The sequence below is a fragment of the Luteibacter sp. NPDC104163 genome (assembly GCF_055584245.1).
On sequence record NZ_JBVJMK010000014.1, the window covers coordinates 47,465 to 73,883 of the forward strand.

The following is a 26,419-nucleotide window of genomic DNA, read 5'->3' on the forward strand; positions in this document are numbered from 1 at the left end:
CGTGGATCAACCGCGACCGAACAGCTTCCCGAGGAAGCCGTTGCGTTTGGCGGGTGGTGGCGCCGCTGGCGTCGCCACCGCCAGGTCGGCCGCCAGGGTGCCGAGCGTGCCGTTCGCGATATCCAGCAGGTTCATCTGGATGCCGGTCATCTTCTGCACGCGCTGCGCCATGTCGACCGCCAGCAGCGAATGGCCGCCTACGTCGAAGAAGTTGTCGCTGGTACGGATACGGGTCGTGCCGAGCAGCTCGTGCCAGACGCTGGCCAGCAGTCGCTCGCTCTCGGTGGTCGGCTCGTTGGCCGGTGCCTCCGCCTGGCGCATCGTGGCGTGCTCTTCCGGCAGCGGCAGCGCTTCGATATCGGGCTCACCCGTGGGCAGCAGCGGCATGGCGTCGAGCAGCATCAGGTGCGCGGGCATACCCCAGGCCGGTAGCTCGGCGGCGAGCGCGGCGCGCAGGCTTTCGGCGTCCGGCTGGAAGCCGGGTGCGCCGACCGCGTACGCATCGATGCGCTGTTCACCCAGGCGGTTGGTATGCGGCACGGCCAGCGCACGGACGATGCCGGTCTGTGCGCGCAGCACGGCTTCCACGGCGGCCGGTTCCACATCCAGGCCCTGGCGGCGGATGCGCCGGTCCTCGCGGTCCAGCACCTGGACCTGGCCGTCGGCCAGCCAGCGACCGCGGTAACCGGTGCGCAGCAGGCGTTCGTCGCCGGGGCTGTGTTCCGCGGTGGCGCGCGTGCCGAAGCGCTGGGAAAGCGCGCCGCCGGCGATCGCAATGTCACCGGTTGCACCGATCGGGCAGGGCTCGCCATCGCTGTCGAGCACCCACAGTTCGTTGCTGCCGATCGGGCGGCCCGCGTGCAGCGCATCGGCGGCGCGTTCCACCCGGCCGCAAGTGGCGGCGGGCGCCGTCATCGCGTCACCGAACAGGGTCCAAAGGCCGGCCGTCGCATCGGCGATGCGCGTCGCGGTTTCCTGCGTGGGCGTGCCGCCCAGCATCGCGGCGCGCAGCTGGCCGTCGCCGGCCCAGCCTTGTTCGAACAGGGCGTTCCAGGTTTCCGGCGAGGCGATGAAGCAATCGAGGTCGGCGAGTTCACCGCGGGCCAGGCCGTGCGGTTCCTGCACTTCCCAGGTCGCACCGCAGCACAGCGCCATCAGCGGTTCGATCACCGACATCGGGTCGGCCGGCATGGCATCGCCGCCGAGGCACTGGCCCGCGTCGATCGCGAGCGCATCGGCCAGCCCGTGCACCATGCTCGCGATAGCGGCGTGCGAAAGCGATGCGCCGTGGGCGCGGCCGTCCGGGCCGGGCACATGGAAGGCGATGGCAGCGGCCTCCGCGCAGACCCGGTTCTCGAAGGTGCTGGCATCACCGATGGTGCTTTCCAGCTCGGCGTGGTCGGCATCGAGCCACAGGGCGCAGGCACGCGGCCAGTCGAGCGTCGCTTCCAGCGCGGCGTCGCCGATCAGCACGGTCATGCGGCCGTCGGTCACGATATCGCGCAGACGGGCTGCCGGATCGGCGCGATCGAGCAGCAGCGCCGTGCCGCCGGTGAGGCCGATCGCGAGGGCGCCCGCGATCCGGTCGAAGCCGGGCTCGACGCACAGGCCGACGACGGATCCGTTGACCGCGCCGCGGTCGCGCAGCAGCGTTGCCATGCGCGTGGCCTCGCCGATCAGCTGGGCGTAGGTATGTTTGCGCAGGCCGTGGCGCACGGCGGTGCTGTCGGGCGTCTGCGCGGCCTGGGCGTCGACCATGGCGAACAGGTCCGCCGGCAGCGGCGAGCCGCCGCAACCGGCGTTCCAGGTCCGCATGCGCTCGCGTTCGGGCGCGCTTGCCGCGGTGAGCTGGCCCACCGCGATCGAGGGGTTCTGCGACACCACGTGCATCATGTCGAGGTAGCGTTCGCGCATGAGCCGCGCAGTACCGGCCTGGAGCAGGTCGGCGTTGTAGGTGACGCCACCCACCATGCCGCGCTGGCCCTCGAGGAACCACATGCCGAGGTCTTCGGTCGCGCCGCTCTGGAACAGCAGGATCTGCTCATGCTCCAGGCCGCCCCAGTCGACCGCGCGCTGGCGGGCATCCTGGAACGAGAACAGGGCCTGGTACAGCGTCGCGCCGGCGCCATGGCCGACCTTGAGCTCGCGCTGCAGGTATTCGAGCGGCACATCCGGCGAACCGAAGGCGTCGATCGCCGTGCGCTTCACGTGGCGCACGAACTCCAGGAACGAGAGGCCCGGGTCGACGTGGACGTGCAGCGGCAGCAGGTTGTTGAAGTAGCCCATGACCGATTCGACTTCGGTCTGGTTGCGGGCGCGCACCGGGGTGCCGACCACGAGGTCACGCTGGCCCGCCGAGCTGGAAAGCATGGCGAAGTACAGCGCGAGCAGGGTCATGTTGAGCGTGGCATCGGCCTGGCGGGCCACGTCGTGCATCGCATCCGTGTGTTCGCGCGACACGTGGATCCACTCGGTACGGCCCAGCCCGGACATGCCGGGGCGGCGCGGGTAATCGGTGGGCAGGGCGCGCACGTCGCCGACCTGGGCCAGGCGATCGCGCCAGAACGAGAGCTGGGTCTGGAACGCCGGGGAGTCGAGCCAGTGCGCGTGCCACTCGGCGAAATCGCCGTAGGTCACCGGCAGCGCGGCCAGCGGCGAGGGCTGGCCGGCGGCGAACGCGCGGTACAGCGCGGAGAGCTCGTTGTAGAAGATATCGAACGACCAGCCGTCCCAGATGATGTGGTGCGGCATGAAGAACATGGCGTAGTCGCCTTCGCCCAGCTTGAACATGCGCGCGCTGAACAGCGGCGCCGTGGCCAGGTCGAACGGCGTGTCGGTCAGCTCGCGCAGGCGGCCCATCAGCCGCTCTTCGCGTTCGTCCACCGGCAACTGGCTGAGATCTTCCGCCGGGAACAGCGGGTAGGTGAGCTGCGGCTGCACCACCTGCATCACGTCCGCGCCCATGTCACGGATCGCGGTGCGCATGCTCGGCTGGCGCTGGATCAGCGCCTGGAAGGCCATGTCGAACGCGTGCTCGTCCATCGGCCCGCGCAGGCGGTGCGCCGAGGGGGCGTTGTACGTGACGCGGCCCGGGTGCATTCGTTCCAGCGCCCAGAGGCGACGCTGCATCAGCGACAGCGGCGCGTGGTCCTGCGCGGTATCCGCGCGGTGCACGATCGGCTCGGCGGCCGGCGTGCTGCCGCTGGCCACCTGCGAGCCGATGGCGGCGGCGAGCTGCTCGATCGTCGGGGCATCGAACAGCGTGCGGAACGAAAGGGTGATGCCGAACTCGCGGTTCAGCCGCGCGGTGAGCTGCGCGGCCAGCAGCGAGTGGCCGCCCAGTGCGAAGAAATCATCGCGCACGTCGAGGTCGGGCAGGCACAGCACCGCTTCCATCGCGGCGGCCACGCGGCGCTCGTCGTCGTTGCTCGGGGCGATGCGTTCACCGGCTTCCGCAAGGGAATGCGCCATCGGAGCCGGCAGCGCCTTGCGGTCGGTCTTGCCATTGGGGAGCAGCGGGATCGCATCGAGCAGCATGATGTGCTGCGGGACCATGTAGTCCGGCAGGCGCGCACGCAGGCGGCCACGCAGCATGTCCTCGTCGAGCGCCGTGCCGTCCTTGCCGACGACATAGGCGACCAGGCGCACATCGCCCGGGCGGTCTTCGCGCGCGATCACCACCGCGCGCGCCACTTCAGCGATATCGGTGAGCACGCACTCGATCTCGCCCGGCTCGATGCGGTAGCCGCGCACCTTCACCTGGAAATCCAGGCGGCCCAGGTGCTCGAGCATGCCGTTGGCCAGCCAGCGGCCACGGTCGCCGGTCTTGTACATGCGCGAATCGGGCGTCTCCGACCACGGGTCGGCGAGGAAGCGCTCGGCCGTCAGGTCGGGGCGCTCCAGGTAACCCAGGGTGACGCCGGCGCCGCCGATATGGATCTCGCCCGGCACGCCGAGCGGGCAATGCTGGCCCTGCTCATCCAGGATGTGCACGGTGGTGTTCGCGATCGGCCGGCCGATGTAGATGCCTTCGCGCGGATCGGAAACCCGCCAGTAGGTGGAATACACCGTGGTCTCGGTGGGGCCGTAGCCGTTCCACACCTCGCCGCAGCGATCGAGCAGCGCCTCGGCCAGGTCGACCGGCAGCGGCTCGCCGCCGGAGACCGAACGGAACGCCGGGCGGCCATGCCAGCCGGCATCGACCAGCAGGCGCCAGCCGGCCGGGGTGGCCTGCATCATGGTGGCATCGCATTCTTCGATCAGGCGGCGCAGCTGCGCGCCATCGCGCACGTCATCGCGGCCCGCGACCACGATCTCGGCGCCACTGGTGAGCGGCAGCATCAGCTCCATGAACGCGATGTCGAACGAGAGCGTCGTCACCGCGACGAGGCGGTCGTCCGGTGCGATGCCCGGCACGCGCTGCATGCTGGTGAGGAAGTTGGCGGCGGAGCGGTGCGGCACGCGCACGCCCTTCGGCCGGCCGGTGGAGCCGGAGGTGAAGATCACGTAGGCCACGGAATCGGGCGTGGCGGCCTTGCGGTTGCGCTCCGGCCGATCGACGGAGGCGAGCTTCACTTCATCGCTGTTGAGCGCGATCACGCGCTCCGCATCGAAAGCGAAGGACAGCGGCGTGTCGTCATCGACGACCAGCGCGGCCAGCGCGGCATCCTCGGCCATGAAGGCGAGGCGATCGGCGGGGAAGGCGGGATCGAGCGGCACGTAGCCGGCGCCGGACTTCATCACGCCGAGGACCGCGGCCACCATGTCCAGACCGCGGGCGAGCGAGATGCCGACCAGCGCGCCGTGGCCGATGCCACGTTCGCGCAGGCTGTTGGCGATGCGATTGGCGCGCGATTCCAGCGCGGCGTAGCTGAGCGAGCGGTCGCCATAACGCACGGCGGCGCGCTCGGGCGCGCGATCGACCTGCTGCTCGAAGAACTCGTGGGCCAGGCGTAGTTCCGGGAACGGCGTTGGGGCGGGCTGCAGGGCGGCCAGTTCGCGATACACCGCATCGGAGACCAGCGGCAGCTTCGCCACGGCTTCCGTGGGTTCACGGCCCGCTTCGCGCAGCAGGGTGGCATAGGCATCGAGCCAGCCCTGGATCGTGGCGCCCTCGAACAGGTCGGCGTTGTACTGGCACTCCAGGCGCAGCGCACCATCGACCTGCACGGCGTTGATGAAGAGTTCGAAGTTCTCGTATTCGCGCGGGACCGCATCGACGCTGAAGCGCAGGCCCGGGAAGGTCACCGTGCTCTCGTCAAGCACGGCATCCAGGTTGAACAGCACGCTTACCAGCGGCAAGCGCGACGGGTCGCGCGCCATGGATAGCTTGGGCAGGAGGCTGCCCAGCGTGTAGCGCTGGTGCTCGAACGCATCGAGCAGGTCGTTGCGCACGGTGCCGAGCGTGCTGCCAAAGCTGGCGGCATCATCGATGCGCGCGCGCAGGGGCAGCACGTTGACGGCGTGGCCGACGAGCGTATCCAGGCCTTCGGCGGCCTGGCCCGCGGTGGGGATGCCGATCACGACATCGTCCTGGCCCGCCACGCGGCGCAGCAGCAGGGCGAAGCCGGTGAGCAGGGTGGCATACAGGCTGGCGCCGTGGGATGCACCGAGGCGCTTGATGGCGGCGACCTCGGTGGCATCCAGCGTGCGGTCTTCGCGCCGTGAGGTGAACGTACGGCGGCGCGGACGCGAGCGGTCGGTGGGGAGGTCCAGTGCTGGTGCCGTGCCGGCAAAGCGGGCCAGCCAGTACTGTTCGTCTTCCCGTGCCGTTCCCGTACCAGCGTGCGTGGCCTCGGCCAACGCGAAGTTCGAGAACGCGTGCGCGGGGGCCGGGCCGGGGCCCTGGCCGATGCGCTGCGCGTAAAGCATGGCGAGGTCGCGGACGATCACGCCGAACGACCAGCCGTCGCACACGATGTGGTGGGCGGCGATGGTCAGGATGTGGCGGTCCGCGGTGAGCCGGAAGAGCTCGGCGCGGACCAGCGGGCCGTGTTCCAGGTCGAACGGCGTGGTGACGATCCGTGAGTAGGCCGCCATCAGCCGCGCATCGCTCTCGAACGGAGCCAGCAGGCTCAGGTCGTGCGATGCGACCGGCAGGTTGACGTGCTCGGCGACGAACAGGCTTTCGCCATCGCCGCTGAAGGTCGAGCGCAGCGCCTCATGGCGATCCACGATCGCCTGCAGCGCCCACTCGAGGGCCGGCACGTCGAGCAAGCCCCTGAGGCTGATCGCTACCGCTTCGTTGTACGCCAGCGAGGCTTCCGGCTCCAGCCGGGATGCCAGCCACACCTCGCGTTGCGGTTCCGTTGTCGGCACGAGGCGCGCGACGGGCGCGCCGGCGAACGGGTCATAGTCGACCGCTGTGGCGGCGGCCAGCTCGTTGGGCGTCATGCGGTAACCCTCAGGTACTTGCCCGGCGCATCCGGGTTGGGAACGAACCAGGCGGGCTGGCCATCCGGATCCTTGCCCAGCCTGGCGCCCGGCATGGGCGGCTGGTCCGGATCGAAGCTGGCTACTTCGCGCTGGCGCGGCAGGAATTCCGCTTCCTGCATTTCAAGGATCGATTCGCGGAACGCGCTCGCGATGGCAGCGAAATCTTCCTCGCGATGCGCGGTGGTGAAGAAGCAGGGGAAGTTGTCCAGGATGTGGATGCCGCGGCTGCGCATCATCGCGAACAGCAGGTCCTGCAGCGGGTGGTCTTCGGTGAACGTGGTCTTCCACACCGAGGCGAAGTGCACCACCTTGATCGGGGCGCCGACGCTCGAGCAGAAGGCGTTCATCTCGTCCGCCATGGCGGTCACCTTGCTGTTCAGCGTGGCCTGGAGTTCCGGCCCGTTCGCCTTCAGGTGGGTGAGCACCGCGTGCGCCGCGGCCAGGGCCAGCGGGTGGCGCACGAAAGTGCCGGCGAAGTAAGTGACGCCGACCGTCGGCACCGAGGCATCCCCGAAGCGCCAGTCGCCGCCATCCAGCGCATCCATGAAGCGCCGCTTGCCAGCGATGACGCCAATCGGGAAGCCTCCGCCGACGACCTTGCCGTATGAGGCCATGTCCGCGTCGATGCCGAGCACGTGCTGGGCGCCGCGCGGGTGCGAGCGGAAACCGGTGACCACTTCGTCGAAGATGAGCAGCGAGCCGGCTTCCTCGGTGATCGCGCGAAGCTCCTGCAGGAACTCCACTGGCTGGAAATCCGGGCGGCGGCTCTGCACCGGTTCGACCAGCACGGCGGCGATCTCATGCGCGCGCTCGCGGATGATCTGCAGCGATTCGGGCGTGCCGTAGTCGAGCACCAGCACGTGTTCGGAGGTGTTGCGCAGGATGCCCGGCGCGGCCGGCACGGACTTCAGCTTCTTCGTGCCGCGCACGATTACTTCATCGAAGATGCCGTGGTACGAGCCGGTGAAGATCACCAGGGTGTCGCGGCCGGTGACGGTGCGGGCGACGCGCACGCAACCCATCACCGCTTCAGAGCCGGTGTTGCACAGCGCAGCGCGGTCGAAGCCGGTGAGCTCGCAGACCTGCTTCGCCACGGTGCCGGCGAGCGGATGCTGCGGGCCGATCTCGTAGCCGGCATCCAGCTGCTCGCGCACGGCGTCGAGCACGAAATCGGGCTGCCAGCCGAACAGGTTCATGCCGAAGCCGTTCAGCGCATCGACGTACTCGTTGCCGTCGAGGTCCCACACCTTCGGGCCCTTCGAGCGTTCCACCACGATCTGGTAGATGATTTCCTTGAGCAGCGGGCGGAAGCCGTTGACCACGCGCGGGTCGGCCAGGTGGGCGCGGTGCTCGGTGGTGTAGGCCTTGGAGGCCTTGGTGCGCTCGATGTAGCGGCGCATGAAGGCATCCAGGCGGGCGCGCTGGCGGTTGCTGAGGTCGGTGCCGCCCGAGTGGATGCGGGCGATGGCGCCGAAGGCTTTCTTGACGTCGTAGGTGGTGTGGGCCAGTGCGGCTTCTTCGGCGTCGCCGCTCGCGTTGGCCGCCGGCTGCGCCGACGGATCGCGCGCAAGACGCGCTCCCACGGGGGTGCCATGGGTCTCGGGCGTGGGGGCTGTCGTGGGAGCGCCGCTTGCGCGCGATCCGGCGGTATCGCCGCCGGCCAACGGAGCGGTGTAGCCGCCCCCCTGCGCCGGAGCAGAAACCACCGCCGGGGCGGCAGCGCCCGACAGCAACGCCAGCTGGTCCCGCATGATCTGCATCTGCTGCGCGATCACGTCCTGGATCAACCCACCACCGGCCGCGATAGGCGTGACCGGTGCCGCCGCCATGGCCGGTGCGGCGACAGGCGCCGGCGCGGCCACGGGTGCCGCCGGCGCGGTATCCGCCGGCAGGAGACGATCGATATGCGCCGCGAGGCGCTCGAACGAGGAACAGCCATCCATCAGTTCGCGGAAGGTGATCTTCAGCGCGTAGGTCTTCTGCAGCTGCAAGGCCACCTGGGTGAGTGAAAGTGAATCAAGGCCCAGTTCAACGAAGTTAGCGCCCGGGTCGATGTCCTCGAGCTCCGTGCCCGATACATCCTCGAACAAGGCAACCAGTTCAGTCACAAGACGCTGCGGACGGGCGGAAGCGGCGGGCATCGGCATGGCCTCCAGGGCCTGGAGCAAAGTAGACAAAGGTTCAACGTGCTCGGATTCATAGAACCGCGAATTCTCAGCAAGCGGCGCCACAGGCGTAGGAGCCCACCCTGTGGGCGACGCCGTTCGCGCCACACTCTCAACCTGCAGCGGCAAACCAGCAGCAATAGCGGTCACCGAAGCCGCAGGCCTCGCCTCCACCCAATGCCGCTTCCGCTCGAACGCATACGTCGGCAAACGCACGCGGCGGCGGTTGGCGCGGTGGTCGAATGCATCGACATCGACAGGGACGCCGGCAGCCCAGAGCGCACCCGCCGCATCCAGCAGCGCGGCGCGCTCCTCACCGGCGTTATCGCCCAGCGACGCAATGAACGTGCGCCCACGCGCCTGCGCGTGCTGCCGACCCAGCTGGGTCAGGGCGCTACGCGGGCCCACCTCGACGAACGCATGCGTCGCCTCGTCCAGCGCATGCAGCAGCGCGGGCGAGAAACGGACGGTGTCGCGCAGGTGGCGGGTCCAGTAAGCCGCGGAGGTGGCATCGGCGTCGCTCAGCGGCGCGCCGGTGGCGGTGGAGATGATCGGGAGTTGCGGCGCATGCAGCGCCATGGCGTCGACTTCGGCGCGGAACGCATCCAGCACCGGATCCATCATGGTCGAGTGGAACGCGTGCGAGGTGTGCAGCAGGCGGCAGGCGACGCCTTCGTGCTCCAGGGTGATCCGGAACGCGTCGACATCGGCATGCGTACCCGAAACCACCGTGGCGTTCGGTGCGTTCTCGGCTGCGAGAGACAAAGCACCCGGGAGTCGCGCCCGCAGTTCGGCGGCCCCCAGGCGAACGGAAAGCATGGCACCCGAGGGCAGCGCCTGCATCAGGCGGCCGCGGCGGGCGACGAGGCGGGCGGCGTCGCCGAGCGACATCACGCCAGCGAGGACGGCGGCGGTGAATTCACCGACGCTGTGGCCGATCATGGCTGCCGGCTGCACGCCCAGGCTCATCCAGCGGCGAGCCAGCGCGTACTCGAGCGCAAAGGTCGCCGGCTGGGTGAGGGCGGTCGCCTTCAGCGCATCGGCATCGTCATCGAACATGCGCTCGCGCAGGTCGAAGCCGAGCTCGTCGCGCAACGCGCAGGCGACCTCATCGATCGCCGCGCGGAATACCGGCTCGGTGGCATGCAGTTCGCGGCCCATGCCGGCGTACTGCGAGCCCTGGCCGGGGAAGAGGAACACGACGCCCGGTGCCGGGTTGCTGCTGGTATGGCAGATGGCGGCCGCGGCGATATCGCGCAGACGGGCCTCGGCATCCGTGGCCGACACCGCGACGACGTGCGTGCGCTGGCCAAACGCCTTGCGGCCTTTCGCGAGGGTAAACGCGGTATCGGCCAGGTTGCCGTCCGGATGCATGGCGAGGTGATCGGCCAGCCGGCCCGCGGCCGCGGCCAGCGCGGCCGGGGTGCGGGCGGAAATCGTGAGTAGCTGGGGACCCGTGGCAACGTCCGAGGGCGTGCGCGCCGGGGCTTCCTCGAGGATCACATGGGCATTGGTGCCGCCCACGCCAAACGAGCTCACGCCAGCGAGCAGCGGGCCGGCGCTCTGCCACGGCCGCAGTGTGTCGTTCACCACGAAGGGCGACTGGGCGAGGTTCAGGCGTGGGTTCGGCGCCGTGTAGTGCAGCGATGGCGGCAGGCGGCGCTCGCTCATCGCCAGCGCGGTCTTGATGACACCGGCCGCGCCGGCGGCCATCACCAGGTGGCCAACGTTGCTCTTCAGCGAACCGATCGCGCAGAACGCATTGTCGGCGGTGGTCTGGCGGAAGGCCTGGGTGAGGCCTTCAATTTCGATCGGATCGCCCAGTGGCGTGGCGGTGCCGTGGGCTTCGATGTAAGAGATGTCACGCGCCTGCACGCCGGCGTTATCCAGCGCCATGGTGATCACGGCGGCCTGGCCGGCGGCGTTCGGTGCGGTGAAGCTGGCCTTCACCGCGCCATCGTTGTTGATCGCTGCGCCCCGGATCGTGGCGTAGATCGGGTCGCCGTCGCGCAGCGCATCGGAGAGTCGCTTGAGCAGCACCACGGCGGCGCCATCGCTGAAGACCGTGCCCTGCGCGTTCAGGTCGAACGTGCGGGTGTGGCCGTCCGGCGAGAGCATTGAGCCTTCCTGCGCGATGTAACCGCTGTTTGGCGGGCAGGCGATGGATGCGCCGCCGGCCAGCGCCATGTCGCAGCGGCCCGCGCGCAGCGCGTCGAAGGCCTGCGCGATCGCCACCAGCGAGGTGGAGCACGCGGTGTTGACGCTGATCGCCGGGCCGGTGAGGTTGAGCTTGTGTGCCACGCGGGTGGCGACGTAATCCTTCTCGTTGCCCAGCATCACCTGGAAGGCGCCGAGCTTCTCGATCAGGTCGGGACGGCCGCTGATGTGCTTCTGGTAGTAAGTGGCATTGTGCATGCCACCGAACACGCCGACCGGCGCGTCCTGGCCGTCGGGCACGTAGCCGGCGCGCTCCATGCACTCCCAGCACAGCTCCATGAACAGGCGCTGCTGCGGGTCGGTCAGTTCGGCCTCGCGCGGAGACATGCCGAAGAACGGCGCATCGAAATCGCCGGCGTTATCGACGATGCCGCGGGCGAACACATAGCCCGGGTCTTCGCGGTCGCTCGCCGGCACCGCGGGGTCAAGTTCCTCCGGCGAGAAGAAGCGGATCGACTCGCGCCCTTCGCACAGGTTGTCCCAGAAGGTTTCCACATCCGGCGCACCGGGGAAGCGGCCGGCCATGGCGATGATCGCCACCGGCTCTCCCCCCGCTGGCGCGCCACTCGCCAGGCGTCCCGCCAACGCCTGCCGGGTGGCGCGCCCCTCGATCGTGGCCGCCAGCGCAGCCGGTGTCGGCTCCGCGAAGAAGCCCACGAGGGTAGGGACGGCGGACAACTCCGCGTGGATGCGCGACATGGCGCGCGTCGCCAGCAGGGAGTTGCCGCCGAGGTCAAAGAAGTTGTCTTCGCGGCCGACGCGTTCCACGCCGAGGGTTTCCGCGAAGACGGTGCAAAGGGCAAGCTCGGTGGCACCACGCGCGGCCACATAAGGCGCCGCCAGCTCCGGCCGGGCACGATCCGGCGCAGGCAACGCCTTGCGATCCAGCTTGCCATTCACATTGATCGGCAATGCCTCCATCCGCACCCACGCGGTAGGCACCATGTACTCAGGAAGCACGCGCGCAAGCCCATCCCTGTGGGAGCGCGCTTGCGCGCGATCGGTTGTGCCATCCACCTCGACGTAATAGGCCACCAACCGCTTATCCCCAGGCTGATCCTCCCGCGCAATCACCGCAGCGGCGGCAATCCCCGGCAACGCCCGCAACGCAAACTCAACTTCCCCAGTCTCAATCCGATAGCCACGGATCTTCACCTGCCCATCGGCACGCCCGATAAAGGCAAGATTCCCATCCGGAAGAAACCGCACGAGATCCCCCGTGCGGTACAACGTCCCATGCTCCGAAGCGACGAAGCGCTCCGTCGTCAGCTCCGGCCGGTTGAGATAGCCACGCGCCACACCGGTACCGCCGATATAAAGCTCGCCAATCTCACCGTCCGCCACTGGCTGCCGCTGCTCATCCCACACGTGCAGCGAGGTTTCACCGATAGCCGCGCCAATGGGAATCGCACCCTGGTCTTCCGGCAGTTCATGCGGAATGCGATACGTCGTCGTGAACGTCGTGCACTCGGTGGGGCCGTAACCATTCATCAGTGTCGTCGCCGGCAGCGCCGCGAGCGCCTTGCGCACGTGCGGCACGGAAAGCGCCTCGCCACCGGTCAGGATGCAACGCAGGCCCGCGAGGTTCGTGGCATCGTCATCGACGATCGCGTTGAACAAAGCAGCGGTAAGCCACGCCACCTCGGCGCCATGCGCCTTCACGGTCCGCGCGATACCGCAGCCCGTCGGCACGCGCTGCTGATAGACCACGCAGGTTCCGCCATTCAACAGCGGCCCGAAAATCTCAAGCGTGGAAGCATCAAACCCAAGCGGCGCCGCATGCAAAACCCGCGGCGCCTCGAAATCAATGTAATCCGACTTGCAGACCAGCCGAAGAATCGACTTATGCCGGATCTCAACGCCTTTGGGAGTCCCAGTCGACCCCGACGTATACATCGCATAAGCCAGGTCATCCCCGCCGCCGTTGCCCTGGCTGTTGCCAATGCTATTGCCAATGCTGTTGTGGGAGCGCGCTTGCGCGCGATGGGACGAAGCCGCGCGCTCAAGTTCCCCAATCCCAAACACCGTAACCTCATCCGTAACCACGTCAGCCGGCACATCTGCTACCACCGCAGCCACATCCGCATCCCGCAACGCAAACGCCACCCGCTCCGCCGGCCAGCTCGCATCAATCGGCAGATAAGCCGCCCCAGCCTTCAACACCCCCATGACCACAGCGAGAGCCAACGCCGAACGCTCCATCAACAGCGCAACATACGACCCCGGCTCAACCCCCGCCTGGCACAACCCGGAAGCGATCGCATCACTCCGCGCATCCAGCTCCGCATAGGTAAGCGAAAGATCATCGGACGCGACAGCCAGCCGCTCCGGCCACGCCGCCACCACACGCGCGAACCGCGCCTGTACCGTCAGATCAAGGGATGCATCAAAGGGAAGCTCGTTGTTCATGCCCATACCCCGCGCCGGTGATCACCCGACGCAAGGGCATAGGCCGAAAGGCCGAGGACGCCCAGGGCAGCGCCAGCCTGGCTGGCCGCCGCCCCGAATTCGCTCCCCTGGTACCTTCCGCGCCCCACCATCCCGTCGGCTTTCATGCGATCCCCCGTGTACTCCGCAGGCCTCCAATAGCCTGCGCTCGCGGAATCATTTATAGCCCTGGCGCGAGGGGCGGCCTATACAACCAGCGCGCTAGCCGGGGTAGGCGTTTGGCCGATGGGCCGTCCGTGACGGCCCGTGCCCATTGCCCGGTGCGAAGCGATACTCGCCAACCTCATGGGTATCCCAAAGGGTCGCCCATCGATCACCGACTATCGAACCGCAGGATGCTCAGTAGAAAACTTTAATGTTCTTGGCGTAGTAGCCTGAATTCGCCCGAATAAAGAAAAAGCTTATACGCCGCCCCGCAGGGGCTTCGAAAGTTCCACCACCACCACCGGTACGCCCGGCGACCAGCTGGCCAGCTTCGTCGTAGACTTCTATGTTACTTCCCCCGATCGCGCTAGGTGATGCAGAGGACGAGGCCGTGTCCATCTCACCCAGCCCACCCGATGCAGCATTCGCATAGTTAAAGATCACACGTTTCACAGGTCTGGTCAGGACCCACTTTGCCGTGGCGCCGTGTCCCGGCCCCACGCGCAAGTTGTTGTCTGAAATCATTTTGTATACTGATGTTGTCGTGCCTACGATCCTCAGAATCCCGCTCGGCACGACGGTTCCATCAGGAACTCTACCCTCCGGCATCCGTTCGAAGTCCTCGTAATCTTCGAGCACCTTCACGTCGATGTCGTAGCCTGCGGTGTGGTTCGCCGCGTCGGTCACGGTAATTCTTGCCTTGCCGGTCGCCAGGGCGCGCACCTCTCCCCTTGTCGTATCGAGCACGACAGCCACATGCGGCGCGCTCGATACGTAACGGTAAGGCGGTTGCCCGCCGATGGCATCGCGGGTGAACGAATCGTCTATGAATAGGTTCGCAGTGGCGGGATCGATATAAAGCGCCAATGTCACCATGACCTCATAAGCGCCTTTCGCCGGAGGCGTCGCGCTGTCGGTCGCGAAGATCGTGGCGTGGCCGGCGGCTTTCGCCGTGACCGTTCCATTTGTCTTGTTCACCGCTGCTATGGCGGTATTGTTGGAGGCGTACTCATACGGTGGCGTGCCACCGACGGCCTCGCGTTGCTGCGTATCGTTGACAGCCAGCAACATCATGGATGGATCGATGAAGAAGCGTTTCACTCCGCCCTTGAGCACGAAATGTCCGAGGGGAAAGAGGACGGCCTGTTCGACATTGGCCGAGCCGTCGAATATCACGGCTACCTCGATAAGGACGGTAGACGCATCCTTGAATCGTGCGAGCTGGCTTCGGGGGGCGGTGACGCGCACGCTGCCCAGTGCCGTTATCGGCGAGCCGGTGAGGAGGGGTAGCGAAAGCGACTCGTCATCGCCGTCGGTGCCGATCAGCGTCAGCCAGACACGTTGGCCCACGCTTTGGAACGGCCACGGTGGCACGATGGCCATGGCGTCGCCGGTGAACGAATCGAGATCGAGCACCCCTTGCACGGCCCGATCCATGTAGGGCCTGGGAAGAAGGTCGTCGCCGTGACCCAGGCCACGCAGCGTGACAGGAGCCTTGGGTGACTCCTTGCCGTCACGGATTCGCGTATAGGACACATCAACCGTTTTACCCAGCAGCTTGCCCAGTTGCGTGGCGGGTATGGTCACTGACTGACCGGGTACCCATACAAATTCGGGCGTGTCATAGGTACCAAAGTGCACGATGACACGTTCGCCTGGGTCCAGGGCCTGGATTGCGGCGTTTCGATCGACATAAGCGCCAAGAGCGGACGGGATCATGACGTGCGCTCCATCCACGACATCTGACGGGTAGACGACACTCGCGCCATTCTCATTGTGGGCCTCGACCACGACGGGCGGTTGCAGGCCATCGGCGATACGGTAGGGTTTGACCGGGAAGACGACGGCGTTGGCCTCAAGGTCGGACTGGTCGAACGTCACGGCAAATGCAATGGCGATCGTGGAGCCGCCCTTAAGTGTCTTCAGCCAGTCGGCCGGAAGAACCTTGTTGCAGCCTGTCTCCAGTTCGCTTGCGTTGAGACCCGCGGCGGTCCAGATGGTGAGCGAAGTGTCGCGGCCCTCCGTGTCCGTGCCATGCACGCTGCACCATACCCGCTGTCCCAGCGCCATCAGCGGCCATGGGTCGACGTGCAGCGTGGCGGTCTTGCTCACGTCCAGCACATCGTCTACCAGTTCCTTGAAGGTCGGCGTGGGGAGGACATCCGGGTCGCGATCCTTGATCGGTTTCACGCTGAGGGTGAGCGGTGGCGAATCCGTGTTGCCGTTGACGGTGTAGGTGACATCCACGCCCCTGCCGAGCCAGCGGGCGACTTCGCCGGCAGGCACGGGTACGCCGAGGTTCGGGCTCCAGGCGTACGCCTGGCTGTTCCACGTGCCGAAATGCACGACCACGCTGTCGCCGGCCTTCAGTTCGGCGGGGATGCGCACGGTGACACCATCCTTCGCCTTGACCGGGTCGAGGTTGCTGCCGTCGGCCTGGTCGACGGTCGGCGGTGGTAGCTCGGGAGTGACCTGGCCGATGGTGAAGGCATAGGGACGCGATTGGGCGACATAGCCGTCGGCGCCGGTGAGGGTGTACGTGGCGATGGCCTGGCTGCCGTCGTTGGGCTGGATGAAGGTCGTGCCCAGCAGCTGGAACGAGGGCGGGTTGGCCGGATCGCGAATGGCCAGGGTCTGCGAGAAAGGCACCTTTGCTTCGATGCGGGCGGCGATCTGGGTGGCGCGGGCCGGCGTCGGTTTGGGGATCGAGAGGTAGGCGAGCAGCGTGGCGGGGTCGAGGATGTCATTGTCCGCCTCGGGCACGAAAGGCGGCGGCAGGTCGGGCGTGGCCGCGTCGCTGTCGATGACGTTGAGGGTGATCCAGTCCGACTCGGAGACCGTCAGCAGTCCGGGTGCCTCGCGTCGTACGGTGGCGTCAGCTTCGACATTGAAGTCGTTGACCTGGTACTTGATACGTACCGTGGTGCCGACCATGGCCCGGATGCTGGCGTACGGCATCATGCCGTAGGTGTTGCTACCTTCGCTGGCGAATGACTCGGTGCTGCCCGGGTCGACGCCGGCCCAGGTAAAGGTCACCAGGCTGCCTGCGGGTACCAGATCCGGTTGCAGCGGAGCGACCATCAGCGCGCCGCTCTTGTGCTGGGCGGCATCGAGCACGTTGTTCGGGGTGTTGATCACGAACGGTGGCAGCAGGCCGATGACCTGGCCTTCAATGGTGAGGGTGCGCCGACGCGAAGTGGTGGTCGTCCCATTGGCATGGTGCACCACGTAGGTGACCTCGACGCTGCCCTCGCCGAGCAGGCGGGCCTGCTCGTAGGGGATCTCGAAGTACAGCGTTTCACTGTCACGGGTGATCGTCTTCGGAGCGGTGTCGTAGGGTGGCACGGGCCTGGCGTCGGCGGCGGTGCCGGCCCAATGCACGTGGATGGTTTCGCCCTTCTTGCCTTCATGGCGGGCGTCGACCATGACCTCTACCTCGCCGTTACCCAGGTCGATCAGGCGCAGCACGAGGCCTGCGCCGTCGACCGTGCCCTCGACCCACGGCGCAGGCGGCGCGTTGGGGTCCTCGATCGGCACCCTCTGCCGCAGGTACCGTGCCCACAGCGAGGAGTTGTTGACGCGATCGATGATGCGGTAGCTGATCGGCACATCGTCGCCACCGCCGGCATCCTCGATCAGGCTGCGCGGGATGGCGATCTCGAATTCGGTTTTGACCAGATCGGCTGCGGTTAGAGGCACCGGTTGCGCCGGTGGCACCGGGATGAAACGACCCTGCCAGGATACGGTGAGCTTGTCGCCGACCGCGGCGTTCTCATACATCGGGAAGGCCACGCGCACGTTGTCCAGGTCATTGGTCGGCGGGTCGGGCCGCACGGTGGGCGTGGCCAGCTTCTCGTTGATGGTGGTGGTATCGGGCTCGGGGTCGATGCCGCCTGGATGGGTGGTCTTGACCCAGACCGGGACCGGGTCGGATTCGTTGGTGTCACCACTGATCGCCAGGGTCAGCCGTGCCATGAGCAGGTGCTCGCCATCACCATACTGGCGGATGTCGTTGGGGTCGATATCGAACTGCAGGGTCTTGTCGCTATCGAGCGCGGTCATCAACCGGCGGTCGAGCTGGTTGCCATCCCACAGCAATTCGACGATGTCGCCGTCGACATACGGCTTCCACGGCGGCAACTGGATCGGCACGCTGGCCACGGCGCCGGGGCCCACGTAGCGGATGCCCAGGCCGCCGTTTCTATCGGCATCGGGGACGTACGGAATGACGAAGGTGCCGAGCGTGCGGGAATGGGTGCGGTAGGACATGACAAATTCCTTCTGTCACGGAATGCGTGGGCAGGACGGACGAACAAGGCGGCTCTACACCGCCTTGTTCGCTTCGGGACCCGAATCAACGCAGGTCAATCAGGACATGCGTGTTCTCGGACGGTTCAGATCTACCGACGCCATTGGTGATCGTGTACTCGAAGTCTGCAGCGCCATCGAGGATGCGCAGGATCTCGTCCCGAGTGAAGGGCAGATCCACGTAGGCGCGAAGTACGCCTGGCGGGTTCTGCGCAGGCGGCGGGTGCGGCAGCGAGTTATCGAGTTTCGGATCCAGATCGCCGGCCTTGATCAGGTACGGGGCCTTACCCGGCATGCTGCTGTTGATATCACCGTCGGGATACGGTTCGAGTACATTGGGCGTGACCTCGCGATTCCACTTATACGCTGTCAGTTTCCAGTCGATCCGGTCGCCCACGCCCACGTTGACCTGTTCCAGGCGTACGCGTACCGGGGTGACATCGTTGACGAAGCTGGTGGCGCCCAGCGCGTAGGAACGACGCACGGTACCGATGCGCCAGCCGGCGAACACCGCCTCAAGCATCGGCTCGCCAGCGCCCGGCAGCTCGCCTTCGGCGTTGATGAGGATGTCCTTGGACGGCGAGTAGGCGGTCACATCCTGGCCGCCCGCGAGGCGCCGCGTCGCGCCATAGAGGAACCGATGCGGACCGAGATATGCCTGGAGTTCGCCCGCCGCGATGTCGAGGTCCAGATCATCCTTGGCAAGGACATCGTTCGCCGTAACGACGTACTCGGCGCCGACGCGGTTTCCGTCGCCCGTGCCATCGATGTACAACTGGATACGGTCACCAGCTTCAAACGATTCATTGCCCAGTATGTTGTACCAGGGCACCCGGCCGACCGCAGGCAGGGGAGCGTCGCCCGGTGGCAACGTATCCTGCTCACCGCTGCTGCCGATAAGCACAGGTTTGCCGAGCGCGTCGTTCGGATTTGGCGGGTCGACGCCTGGATCGGGATCGGGATCCGGGTTCGGGTCAGGGTCACCCGGAATTGACAGGTTGAAGTCGACAGGCTTGATATACGACGGGCTCGCCAGTCCCGCGCGGATGAGGTCGTAGTCTACATCCGCGATGAATTCCGGCCCGCGGCCCCCGTCAAACGTTACAAGCAGGCGGTAAGGGTAGGGGACTTTGAGCAAGGGATTGTTGCCGATATCGGCGGCGGTAAGTGGGTCCGTTTCCACAGGGCGGCCGTCGACCCGCACGACGAAGCGGTCGCCGACCTGCGCGGGTGGCGTGCACGCCGGGATCCAGATCTCGAGGCTTGGCCGCGCGTCGGGATCCGTGACCAGTCCGTCGAAGAAGCCGGGCACGATGGGCGCGGGAAGATCTTCCGGCGCACCGCGGATCAGCATGTTGACCGGGCTGTCCGGCGAATTGACGCTTTGCCGGCCGACGTCGTCGACGATGTAGTAGTAGAAATCGACAACACCGGCGCCGTCCACGGCTTCGAGATCGGCGCGGTTGAAGGCAAGCACGGTTTCAGAAGTCGCGGAGTTCACCCTGTACGGGCCAAGTGGCCACACCTGGCCGGTGGAACGCAGGCGCATGAAGACGAATAACTGGTCACCGGCTTCCTGGTCGTTGTATACGGCGATCTTGCCCGGCAACACCTGGCCGGGCATTCGCAGAAGCTTGGCCAGCGTCAGGCCGTTACGCACGATATCCTCACCGAATTCGATCGGCGGAATATGGTCCCCACCCGGCGTGCGTTTATCGATGACCGCCAAGAAAGGGCTATAGATGAAGAAGTTCTCCCCAGGCATGCCGATCATCGCGATCTGCAGGATAAGGGAGGTATTCGTGCCATCCGGCAGCTCGTCGAGATAAGCCTTCGGGATCTCGACATGCATCTTTTCGCCAGGCGCGGGCATCGGGTTGGGTACTTCCCACTCGAAGCCGCTCTCCTTGCCATTGATGTAAAGGATGTAGATATCCCCTGGCCGCGTGCCTTCGAACTCACGATCGCCTCCCCACGGATCACACGCAACCGTGAGGTCGCCTTCGAGCACGGCGACCGGCACCTTGCCGTTCGGTAGCGCGTCTGGCACCTCGGTGGCGAGGTCGATGTACCTGGCGTTCTCGGGCGGCGGATCACCCTCGAACGTCGGGAAAAACGTATCGATGCCGGTGGGGCGCAGCGGGTCTGGCGTATAGGGCGTAACGGCCGGCGTCGCAGGGGACGAGTTCACGGCCTTGATGCTTTGCGACGAGTGAATCTTGCGCCGCTTCGGTTGCTTGTAGGGGCGGACGGTGGCCCAGCGTGGCGTGCCGCCCGGGGTGGTCCTTTTCATGGGTGGTGCTCCTTGGCGTCCAGCGTGCGTGCCGGAAGCGCCAGCCTAGGCATACCGCGTTTGGACGTCCATATGACGTCGGCTGTAGGCGCCGCGTGTGGAATTACGGCAGGAAAAACGCAACGTGTGATGCAGTCAGGGTTTCACGCGTGCTTTACTTGATCCGGGTTATCTGCTCTCCTAAATATGAGGCGTGCCGGAACCGCGCTCTCGGTTGAACACCACACCGAGGAGGCCACGATGGGGCCGCGGCACGCTATTCCCCCGGAAAATTAGGACAAGACCCAATGGCATGGGCGGCGCCGCGCTGCTCCAATAGTGCCTCAGTCTTTTTTCGTCCCTACGTTGCCAGCTCGTCCTGGCAGGCGTCGTGCTGCTGCGCGGCCCAATCCGGAGAACCCTCATGCATTCCAAGACTCAATCATCCTTCGGGCGGCGCGCGTCACTTGCGTCTGCCATCGCCGTTGCCCTGATGGTCGGCACCACCGCTGCCGCGCGTGACGTCACGCCCGGCGCGCCACTGGTCCTCGATAGCGTCAACGCATCGACCGAGCGCTTCAATGTGTTGCCCAACGCGACACTAACGCTGCTCAACGGCTCGGTCACCGACGCAGTCACGGCCAACCTGGCGTCGCTCACTGTTGACCGCAGCGCGATCGTCGCTGCCAGTGGCGTCGCCGTGCGCGCCGTGAATGGCAGCGTGTTGAACATCTCGGATAGCCAGGTGGTCTCGAACGATACCGGCGCGCGTGGGGTCGGTATGCTCCTGACCAATGACACGGGCAACCCCGCCGTGACCGGTGCGCAGGCCACCGTGACGAGGTCGGTCGTTTCGGGCGCCGCGTACGGGGCCAATATCGGCGGTGACGGCACGCTCGTCGCCAATGGCTCCACGATCACGGGCACACGCGCCGGATCGGCGGGCGTCTATATCATTGGCGGCCATGTGACGCTAAGCGGCGGCTCGCAGGCGAACGGCCAGGGCAACGGTATCCGCATCGCGACGGATTCGCGCTCCATTCCGCGCGGTACCAGCACGCTTGTGGTGGATGGATCCGCAGTCACGGGATCGAGCGGTAGCGCCATCCTGGTGAACCAGCTTGACAGCACGCCGACCGTGGCATCGATCAGCTTGCGCAATGGCGCGACGCTGTCGGGCGCGAATGGTATCGGGCTCGAGGTTAACCAGAACGCTTCGGTCAACATGGATATCGGATCCAGCACGATCGCAGGCGATATCGTGACCGACGCGGTGGCCTCCGCGAACGTATCGCTGCTCGACCAGGCCGCGCTTACGGCCAGGGTCACGGGTAATGTCAGCATGGCGCTGGCTGCCAACTCGGCGTGGACGCTGCGCGACACCTCGGATGTCACGACGCTTGCCCTCAATGGCGGTACCGTAGCGCTCGGCCAGGCGTCGGATACGGCGTACCACACGCTACAGTCGCGCGGCGGTTTTTCCGGAAGCGGCGGGAGCCTGGTCTTCAATACTGCCCTGAACGCGGGCGGGGCGCTGGGCAACCAGCAAACCGACCGCCTGCTCATCGAGGGTGACGTCACCACGACGGGCACGACCCGCATCACCGTGAACGGTCGCGGCGATGGCGCGCTGACGGACACGAACAGGGATGGCAGGGTGGATGCCGGCGAGGGTATCTCGCTGATCCAGGTGGGAGGTGCGTCGCGTGCCGACGCGTTCCAGCTTGCCGGTGGTTACGTGGCTGCCGGTCCGTATCAGTACAAGTTGTACGCGTTCGGTCCGGGCGAAACGGATCCGGACCAGAAGGCCCTGTCGGGTAGCGGGTTCAACTGGGATTACCGCCTGGGCAACAGCTACGTGTGCGAGAAGGATTGCGAGCCAGTGGCTCCCGTCGATCCGGAGATTCCTGGCGAGCCGGAGATTCCGGGCGAGCCGGGGCCGGGTCCGGATCCTGGCCAACGCGTTGAAGTGGTTCCGCAGCTGCCGGCATACCTTTCCGCGCCAGCCGCGCTGCTCACGTATGGCGACCTGCTGAACGACGGCCTCCACCAGCGTCTGGGCGATATCCGCGAGAGTGAATCGGGCGACCCGGTGGGTGGCGAGATCTTCGCGCGCTATGTCGGCAGCCAGCTGCACTACTCATCGAACCTCTCGTTCCAGAACTTCGGCTACGACTTCGATCAGCAGGTGAATGCGCTGCAGGTCGGTGGCAGCATCATCGCGCTGGATGGCGATAACGGCTCGCTCCGCGCCGGCTGGGCGCTTGACCACGGCACGACGCGCGTGACGCCCAAGGCAGCGGATGGCCAGAGTGCCTCGAAGTACACGGCTAACGGGGGCGCCGCATGGGTGACCTGGCAGCACGGCAGCGGCTTCTGGATGGATGGCGTGGTTTCGGGCACGCGTTACCGCGGCAATATTTCCACCGCCATGCGTGGCGACGAGGTCGCGAAGATCCGTGCCACCGGACGGATGATGTCGCTGGAGGCGGGCATGCCGTTCATGCTCGGCGACGCGTGGATCCTCGAGCCGCAACTGCAGGTGAAGCACCAGCAGATGAACTTCCGTGACTTCCGCGACAAGGATGGCCTGGACGTGACCCTCGGCAGGGCCAGCCAGACCTCCACCCGGCTGGGTGCACAACTCAGCTGGTCCGCGAATCCAGTGTTCGCGCCCTATGGTCGCCTGGATCTCATCCATGCGAGCAACGGAGACCCGACGGTCGACGTGAGCAGCCTGGACTGGGATATCGGCTCGCGGTTCAAGAGTGGCCGGGTGGGGAACGCGGTCCGCGCTGCGGCGGGCATCACCAGCCAGCTTGGTCCGCACGTGCAGCTGTACGGCGAAGGTACGTACCAGAAGTTCACCGGCAGCTATGGCATGCGTGGCTGGGCGGGCTACGCAGGTCTGCGCGTTTCGTTCTGATCGGTGCGATGTTTTTTTGCCTGCGATAGCTTCTCGACACCCTGGACTCCGCGTGCGCATCCCGGGCACGTCCTTGCGCGGTTTCGCGTCGGTGGCGGTAAACCCCTCCATGGGCTGACCAGGCCAACGAGCCGGTTCCGTCGGCATTCGCGGGGCGTCCGGGGCATCGAGTAGTCAGGTTAGGCTGTTGTATTAAAAGAAGAAATACACCGTTCGTTGTAGGTGCGCGTGTCCGATTCCGGACACCGATTTGGTGCCGGATTCGCCTATCTGCCTGCAGCCCGCTTCCCGCCTGGCCGTCCACTGTCCGCTTCCGGACAATGCGTCCGAATTCGATGCGCACGGCCTAGCGGATGGCGATGATCCAAAGCGCGGCACCTTGTACGGGAGCGGCGGTCCAGTGCACCTGGTAGGTTCCTGCTTTGTCGACCTGACGCCATGCCACGGCTCCCTGCACGCCGCTCTCGTCGGGCAGCTCCAGGAAGCTGTCGATCAGCGTGAAGCCATCGCCGGGGACCGCACTCATGCGCTTGACCCCGCCATCGCCCCACCAGAAGGCGAGCAGCGTGGCGGGGCCATCCACGGTGATTTCCTTGCTGGCCACGACGAGCGTGGCATCGGCGTAATTCTGCGCGAACGCCTGGACGCGCGTGGCATTACGCACCTCGATGAAGGGTAGGGAAAGCTCCCCCTTCGGTTCGCCGGGTTTGGCGATGGACAGCCGGTGGCCATCGCCGCCCTTTGCCGCGAGGGCGACGTAGGCGCGCACGTTGAAGCGTTCGCCGTAGTTGGCGTAGGTCAGCGGGCGGCCGAGCCCCTTCCAGCGGTTGCCGTAGGTGTCCTTCGGGTCGCCATCGTTGCTGGCATAGCCCGCGTTGAAGGCGATGAGCACGCTGCCCGTGGCCGCCGTATCCATGGCGGGGGTAACGGCAGGATCCACGCCGAGACCCTCGCCCTGGCCAAGGAAGACATGTGCGCCGAGCGAGGGCCCCGGCTCGGTGGCTCGTGCCGGCAGGTGGGGCGCGGCGCCGAAGCCCACGGCGGCGAGGATGGCGGCGATCAAGGGCAAGCGCATGCAAATCCTCCAAAAGTTCTACTTGTCACGGCGCGTGCACTGCGCCACGCTTCGTTGTGCGGTGCGCTGGGCACGGAGATCACGGCGCACCAACCCGGGGAGCCTGGCATGCTGGCTGACGAAACCGACTTCATCGACCTGTACGGCAAGCTCCGGCTCGAGCCGGACTGCTCGCTTGCGGAATTCAAGCAGGCATACCGCCGGCATGTCTCCGCATGGCACCCCGACCGGCGCAGCCGCGGCGAACGCGCCGATGCGTTAGCCGCACGGCGGCTGCAAAGGTTGATGGCACAGTACTCGGCTGCGATGGATTTCCACCGCCAGCACGGCCGCCTCCCCGGCGCACCACCCCCCAAGCCACCCGCAAGCTCTTGTGGGAGCGCGCTCGCACGCGATAACGACGCGCCACAGGAGAACGTCGCGGTTAACAGGGGGGCGGCATCTGTTGAGTCTTCTGCTTCGCCTATCGCGCGCAAGCGCGCTCCCACAACGGAGCGGCGGTGGTTGCTTGTGGCGGGGTTGGTGGTCGTGGGGTTGGGCGTTTGGGCGCTCGTGCCGGATCCGGATCGGGTGGATCCTTCCGTCGAGGGCGTGCCGGAGGTGGTGGCCGATGTAGTGGCGCCGGCGGCGGACGCCGCGAGCCTGGCGATCGGCATGAAGGATAACGAGGTCACGGCCATCGAGGGCGAACCGACGCTGCGTAGCGCGGATCGCTGGGAATACGGTCCTTCCTGGGTGCGCTTCGAAGGCGGCAGCGTCGTCGACTGGTACAGCTCGCCGCTGCGGACGTTGCACGTCCGCTCATCCCACGCGCCACGCTGAGGCTCAGCGCGCCCCACGGCCAAAGATCACCACTTCGACGGTCTCGATCAGGATCACCAGATCGAGGAACAGGCTGTGGTTCTTGACGTAGAACAGGTCGTACTTGAGCTTCTCGGCGGCATCCTCTTCCGAGGCCCCATACGAGTAGCAGAGCTGCGCCCAGCCGGCGAGGCCCGGCTTGATGCTGTGGCGCAGGCCGTAATAGCGGATCTTGCCTTCCAGGTCCGACACGAACTGCGGACGCTCCGGGCGTGGGCCCACGATGCTCATGTCGCCGCGTAGCACGTTCCACAGCTGCGGCAGCTCATCGAAGCGCAGCTTGCGGCAGATCTTGCCCACGCGGGTCACGCGATCGTCGTTCGCCTTGGCCCAGCGTGCGACGCCATCCATCTCGGCATCGGTGCGCATGCTGCGGAACTTGTACAGCCAGAACGTGCGGCCGTGTTCGCCCACGCGCTCCTGGCGGTAGAAGATCGGCTGGCCACGCCCCGATTCCAGGCGGATGGAAAGCGCCACGCCTAACATCAGCGGCCAGCAGAGCAGGGCGATCGCGCAGGCAGCGAGGATGTCGAAGGTCCGCTTGGCGAACAGGGCGAACGGCGTGGCATTGAATCCGCCAGAGAAGACCAGCCACGACGGATCGAGCATGGTCAGCTGCACGCGGCCGGCTTCGCGCTCGACGAACGTGGTCAGGTCGGTGATCTGCACGCCCAGCTGGCGGCAGGCAAGCAGGTCGTCCATCGGCAATGAACCGCGGCGGTCGTCCACGCCTACGACGATTTCGCTGATGCGCTCGCGCCGTGCCAGTTCGGCGAGCGGGACATCGCGGGGCATCAACAACGGCTGCGGCACCCGTGCGGTATCGCTCGGGCCCGGTACGTAGCCGACGAGGAAGAAGCCGCGCCGGTCGGAGCGGCGGCGCATGCGCGTGTGGATCTGCGCGGCGCGCTCACCGGCACCAAGGATGAGCACGCGACGCTTCAGCGCATCCATCTCGACCAGGCGCATGAACAGCCCGCGGAAGGCGGCGGTCACGACGAAACCGAACACCAGCGCCATGCCCAGCACGCCGCGGCCTACGTAGGCCTGCGGGATCACGTAATAGCCGACGATCAGCGCCAGGCCACCGAGGATGAAGGCGATGGCGTGGCGGGCCAGCTGGCCGCGCCAGCTCATGCGCAGGTTGCCACGGTATTCGCCGAGTGCGGCCATGCCCAGGAAGATCACCACGGCGAACATCACCGCGCGTGCGATGACCGTGTTGCTCGATGCCTGCAGGTCCTCGGGCGAAGGGGCGAAGCGGATCCAGGTCGCGAGGTTCAGCGAGAGCGCCAGCAGGAGCAGCTCCACCACCCCGAGCAGCGTCAGCCAGCGAACGATCGGCTGTCGGAAAAGACGGAACATCAGCAACCCCCTTGGTACACGCAGCGTCTGCGTGCTGATGCGCTGAAGGCTAGGCGCGGCGCACGGGCGTGTCGATTGCACTTGTGGTTTGCGCGACGGCTAGGCCGAATGGATGTAACACGCGTGTATCAGTGCGCGCGTGTTTTCCGGGCACGGCAACGCCTCGCAGCGAGGTGCTGCGAGGCGTGTATCACGGGGTTTAC

The 26,419-nt window shown here is 66.6% G+C and carries 8 protein-coding genes; 2 read left to right on the top strand and 6 right to left on the bottom strand.

Going from position 1 to position 26,419, the window contains the following annotated elements; genetic code table 11:
• Positions 1-6: 6 nt before the first annotated feature.
• The 4 genes from ACZ6YI_RS16195 to ACZ6YI_RS16210 form a co-directional block, all read right to left on the bottom strand.
• Positions 7-6,393, bottom strand: coding sequence for an amino acid adenylation domain-containing protein (locus tag ACZ6YI_RS16195; RefSeq protein WP_465779560.1), 6,387 nt, complete (start codon positions 6,391-6,393; stop codon positions 7-9).
• Positions 6,390-13,226, bottom strand: coding sequence for an amino acid adenylation domain-containing protein (locus ACZ6YI_RS16200; RefSeq protein ID WP_465779561.1), 6,837 nt, complete (start codon positions 13,224-13,226; stop codon positions 6,390-6,392). The genes ACZ6YI_RS16195 and ACZ6YI_RS16200 overlap by 4 nt, the downstream gene beginning before the upstream one ends.
• Before the next feature lie 378 nt (positions 13,227-13,604).
• Positions 13,605-17,678 carry an Ig-like domain-containing protein gene (locus tag ACZ6YI_RS16205; protein ID WP_465779562.1) on the bottom strand — a complete coding sequence of 1,358 codons (4,074 nt, stop codon included), beginning with the start codon at positions 17,676-17,678 and terminating at the stop codon, positions 13,605-13,607.
• Positions 17,679-17,763: 85 nt separating this feature from the next.
• The gene (locus tag ACZ6YI_RS16210) at positions 17,764-20,010 is read right to left on the bottom strand and encodes a hypothetical protein (protein WP_465779563.1); all 2,247 of its coding nucleotides are present in this window, start codon (positions 20,008-20,010) and stop codon (positions 17,764-17,766) included.
• A gap of 403 nt (positions 20,011-20,413) precedes the next feature.
• Between ACZ6YI_RS16210 and ACZ6YI_RS16215 the strand changes: the two genes are divergently transcribed.
• The gene (locus ACZ6YI_RS16215; protein WP_465779564.1) at positions 20,414-22,915 is read left to right on the top strand and encodes an autotransporter family protein; all 2,502 of its coding nucleotides are present in this window, start codon (positions 20,414-20,416) and stop codon (positions 22,913-22,915) included.
• A gap of 346 nt (positions 22,916-23,261) precedes the next feature.
• On the opposite strand, the gene ACZ6YI_RS16220 is transcribed toward ACZ6YI_RS16215, so the two are convergent.
• Positions 23,262-23,990, bottom strand: a complete 729-nt coding sequence (locus tag ACZ6YI_RS16220) for a hypothetical protein (protein WP_465779565.1) — start codon at positions 23,988-23,990, stop codon at positions 23,262-23,264.
• A 108-nt stretch (positions 23,991-24,098) separates the two neighbouring features.
• Here ACZ6YI_RS16220 and ACZ6YI_RS16225 point away from each other — a divergent pair, with 108 nt between their 5' ends.
• Positions 24,099-24,812 (top strand): J domain-containing protein, encoded by a 714-nt coding sequence (locus ACZ6YI_RS16225; RefSeq protein ID WP_465779566.1) that lies wholly within the window; start codon positions 24,099-24,101, stop codon positions 24,810-24,812.
• Between the two features lie 3 nt (positions 24,813-24,815).
• On the opposite strand, the gene ACZ6YI_RS16230 is transcribed toward ACZ6YI_RS16225, so the two are convergent.
• A complete protein-coding gene (locus tag ACZ6YI_RS16230) occupies positions 24,816-26,216 on the bottom strand; it encodes a TIGR03013 family XrtA/PEP-CTERM system glycosyltransferase (RefSeq protein WP_465779567.1) in 1,401 nt (466 codons plus the stop codon).
• Between the last annotated feature and the right edge of the window lie 203 nt (positions 26,217-26,419).

What these genes read in the sequence shown, in the direction of transcription:
- ACZ6YI_RS16220 (WP_465779565.1), bottom strand. Translation starts at nt 23,990, where the DNA reads ATGCGCTTGCCCTTGATCGCCGCCATCCTCGCCGCCGTGGGCTTCGGC.
- ACZ6YI_RS16205 (WP_465779562.1), bottom strand. Translation starts at nt 17,678, where the DNA reads ATGTCCTACCGCACCCATTCCCGCACGCTCGGCACCTTCGTCATTCCG.
- ACZ6YI_RS16200 (WP_465779561.1), bottom strand. Translation starts at nt 13,226, where the DNA reads ATGAACAACGAGCTTCCCTTTGATGCATCCCTTGATCTGACGGTACAG.
- ACZ6YI_RS16215 (WP_465779564.1), top strand. Translation starts at nt 20,414, where the DNA reads ATGCATTCCAAGACTCAATCATCCTTCGGGCGGCGCGCGTCACTTGCG.
- ACZ6YI_RS16225 (WP_465779566.1), top strand. Translation starts at nt 24,099, where the DNA reads ATGCTGGCTGACGAAACCGACTTCATCGACCTGTACGGCAAGCTCCGG.
- ACZ6YI_RS16230 (WP_465779567.1), bottom strand. Translation starts at nt 26,216, where the DNA reads ATGTTCCGTCTTTTCCGACAGCCGATCGTTCGCTGGCTGACGCTGCTC.
- ACZ6YI_RS16195 (WP_465779560.1), bottom strand. Translation starts at nt 6,393, where the DNA reads ATGACGCCCAACGAGCTGGCCGCCGCCACAGCGGTCGACTATGACCCG.
- ACZ6YI_RS16210 (WP_465779563.1), bottom strand. Translation starts at nt 20,010, where the DNA reads ATGAAAAGGACCACCCCGGGCGGCACGCCACGCTGGGCCACCGTCCGC.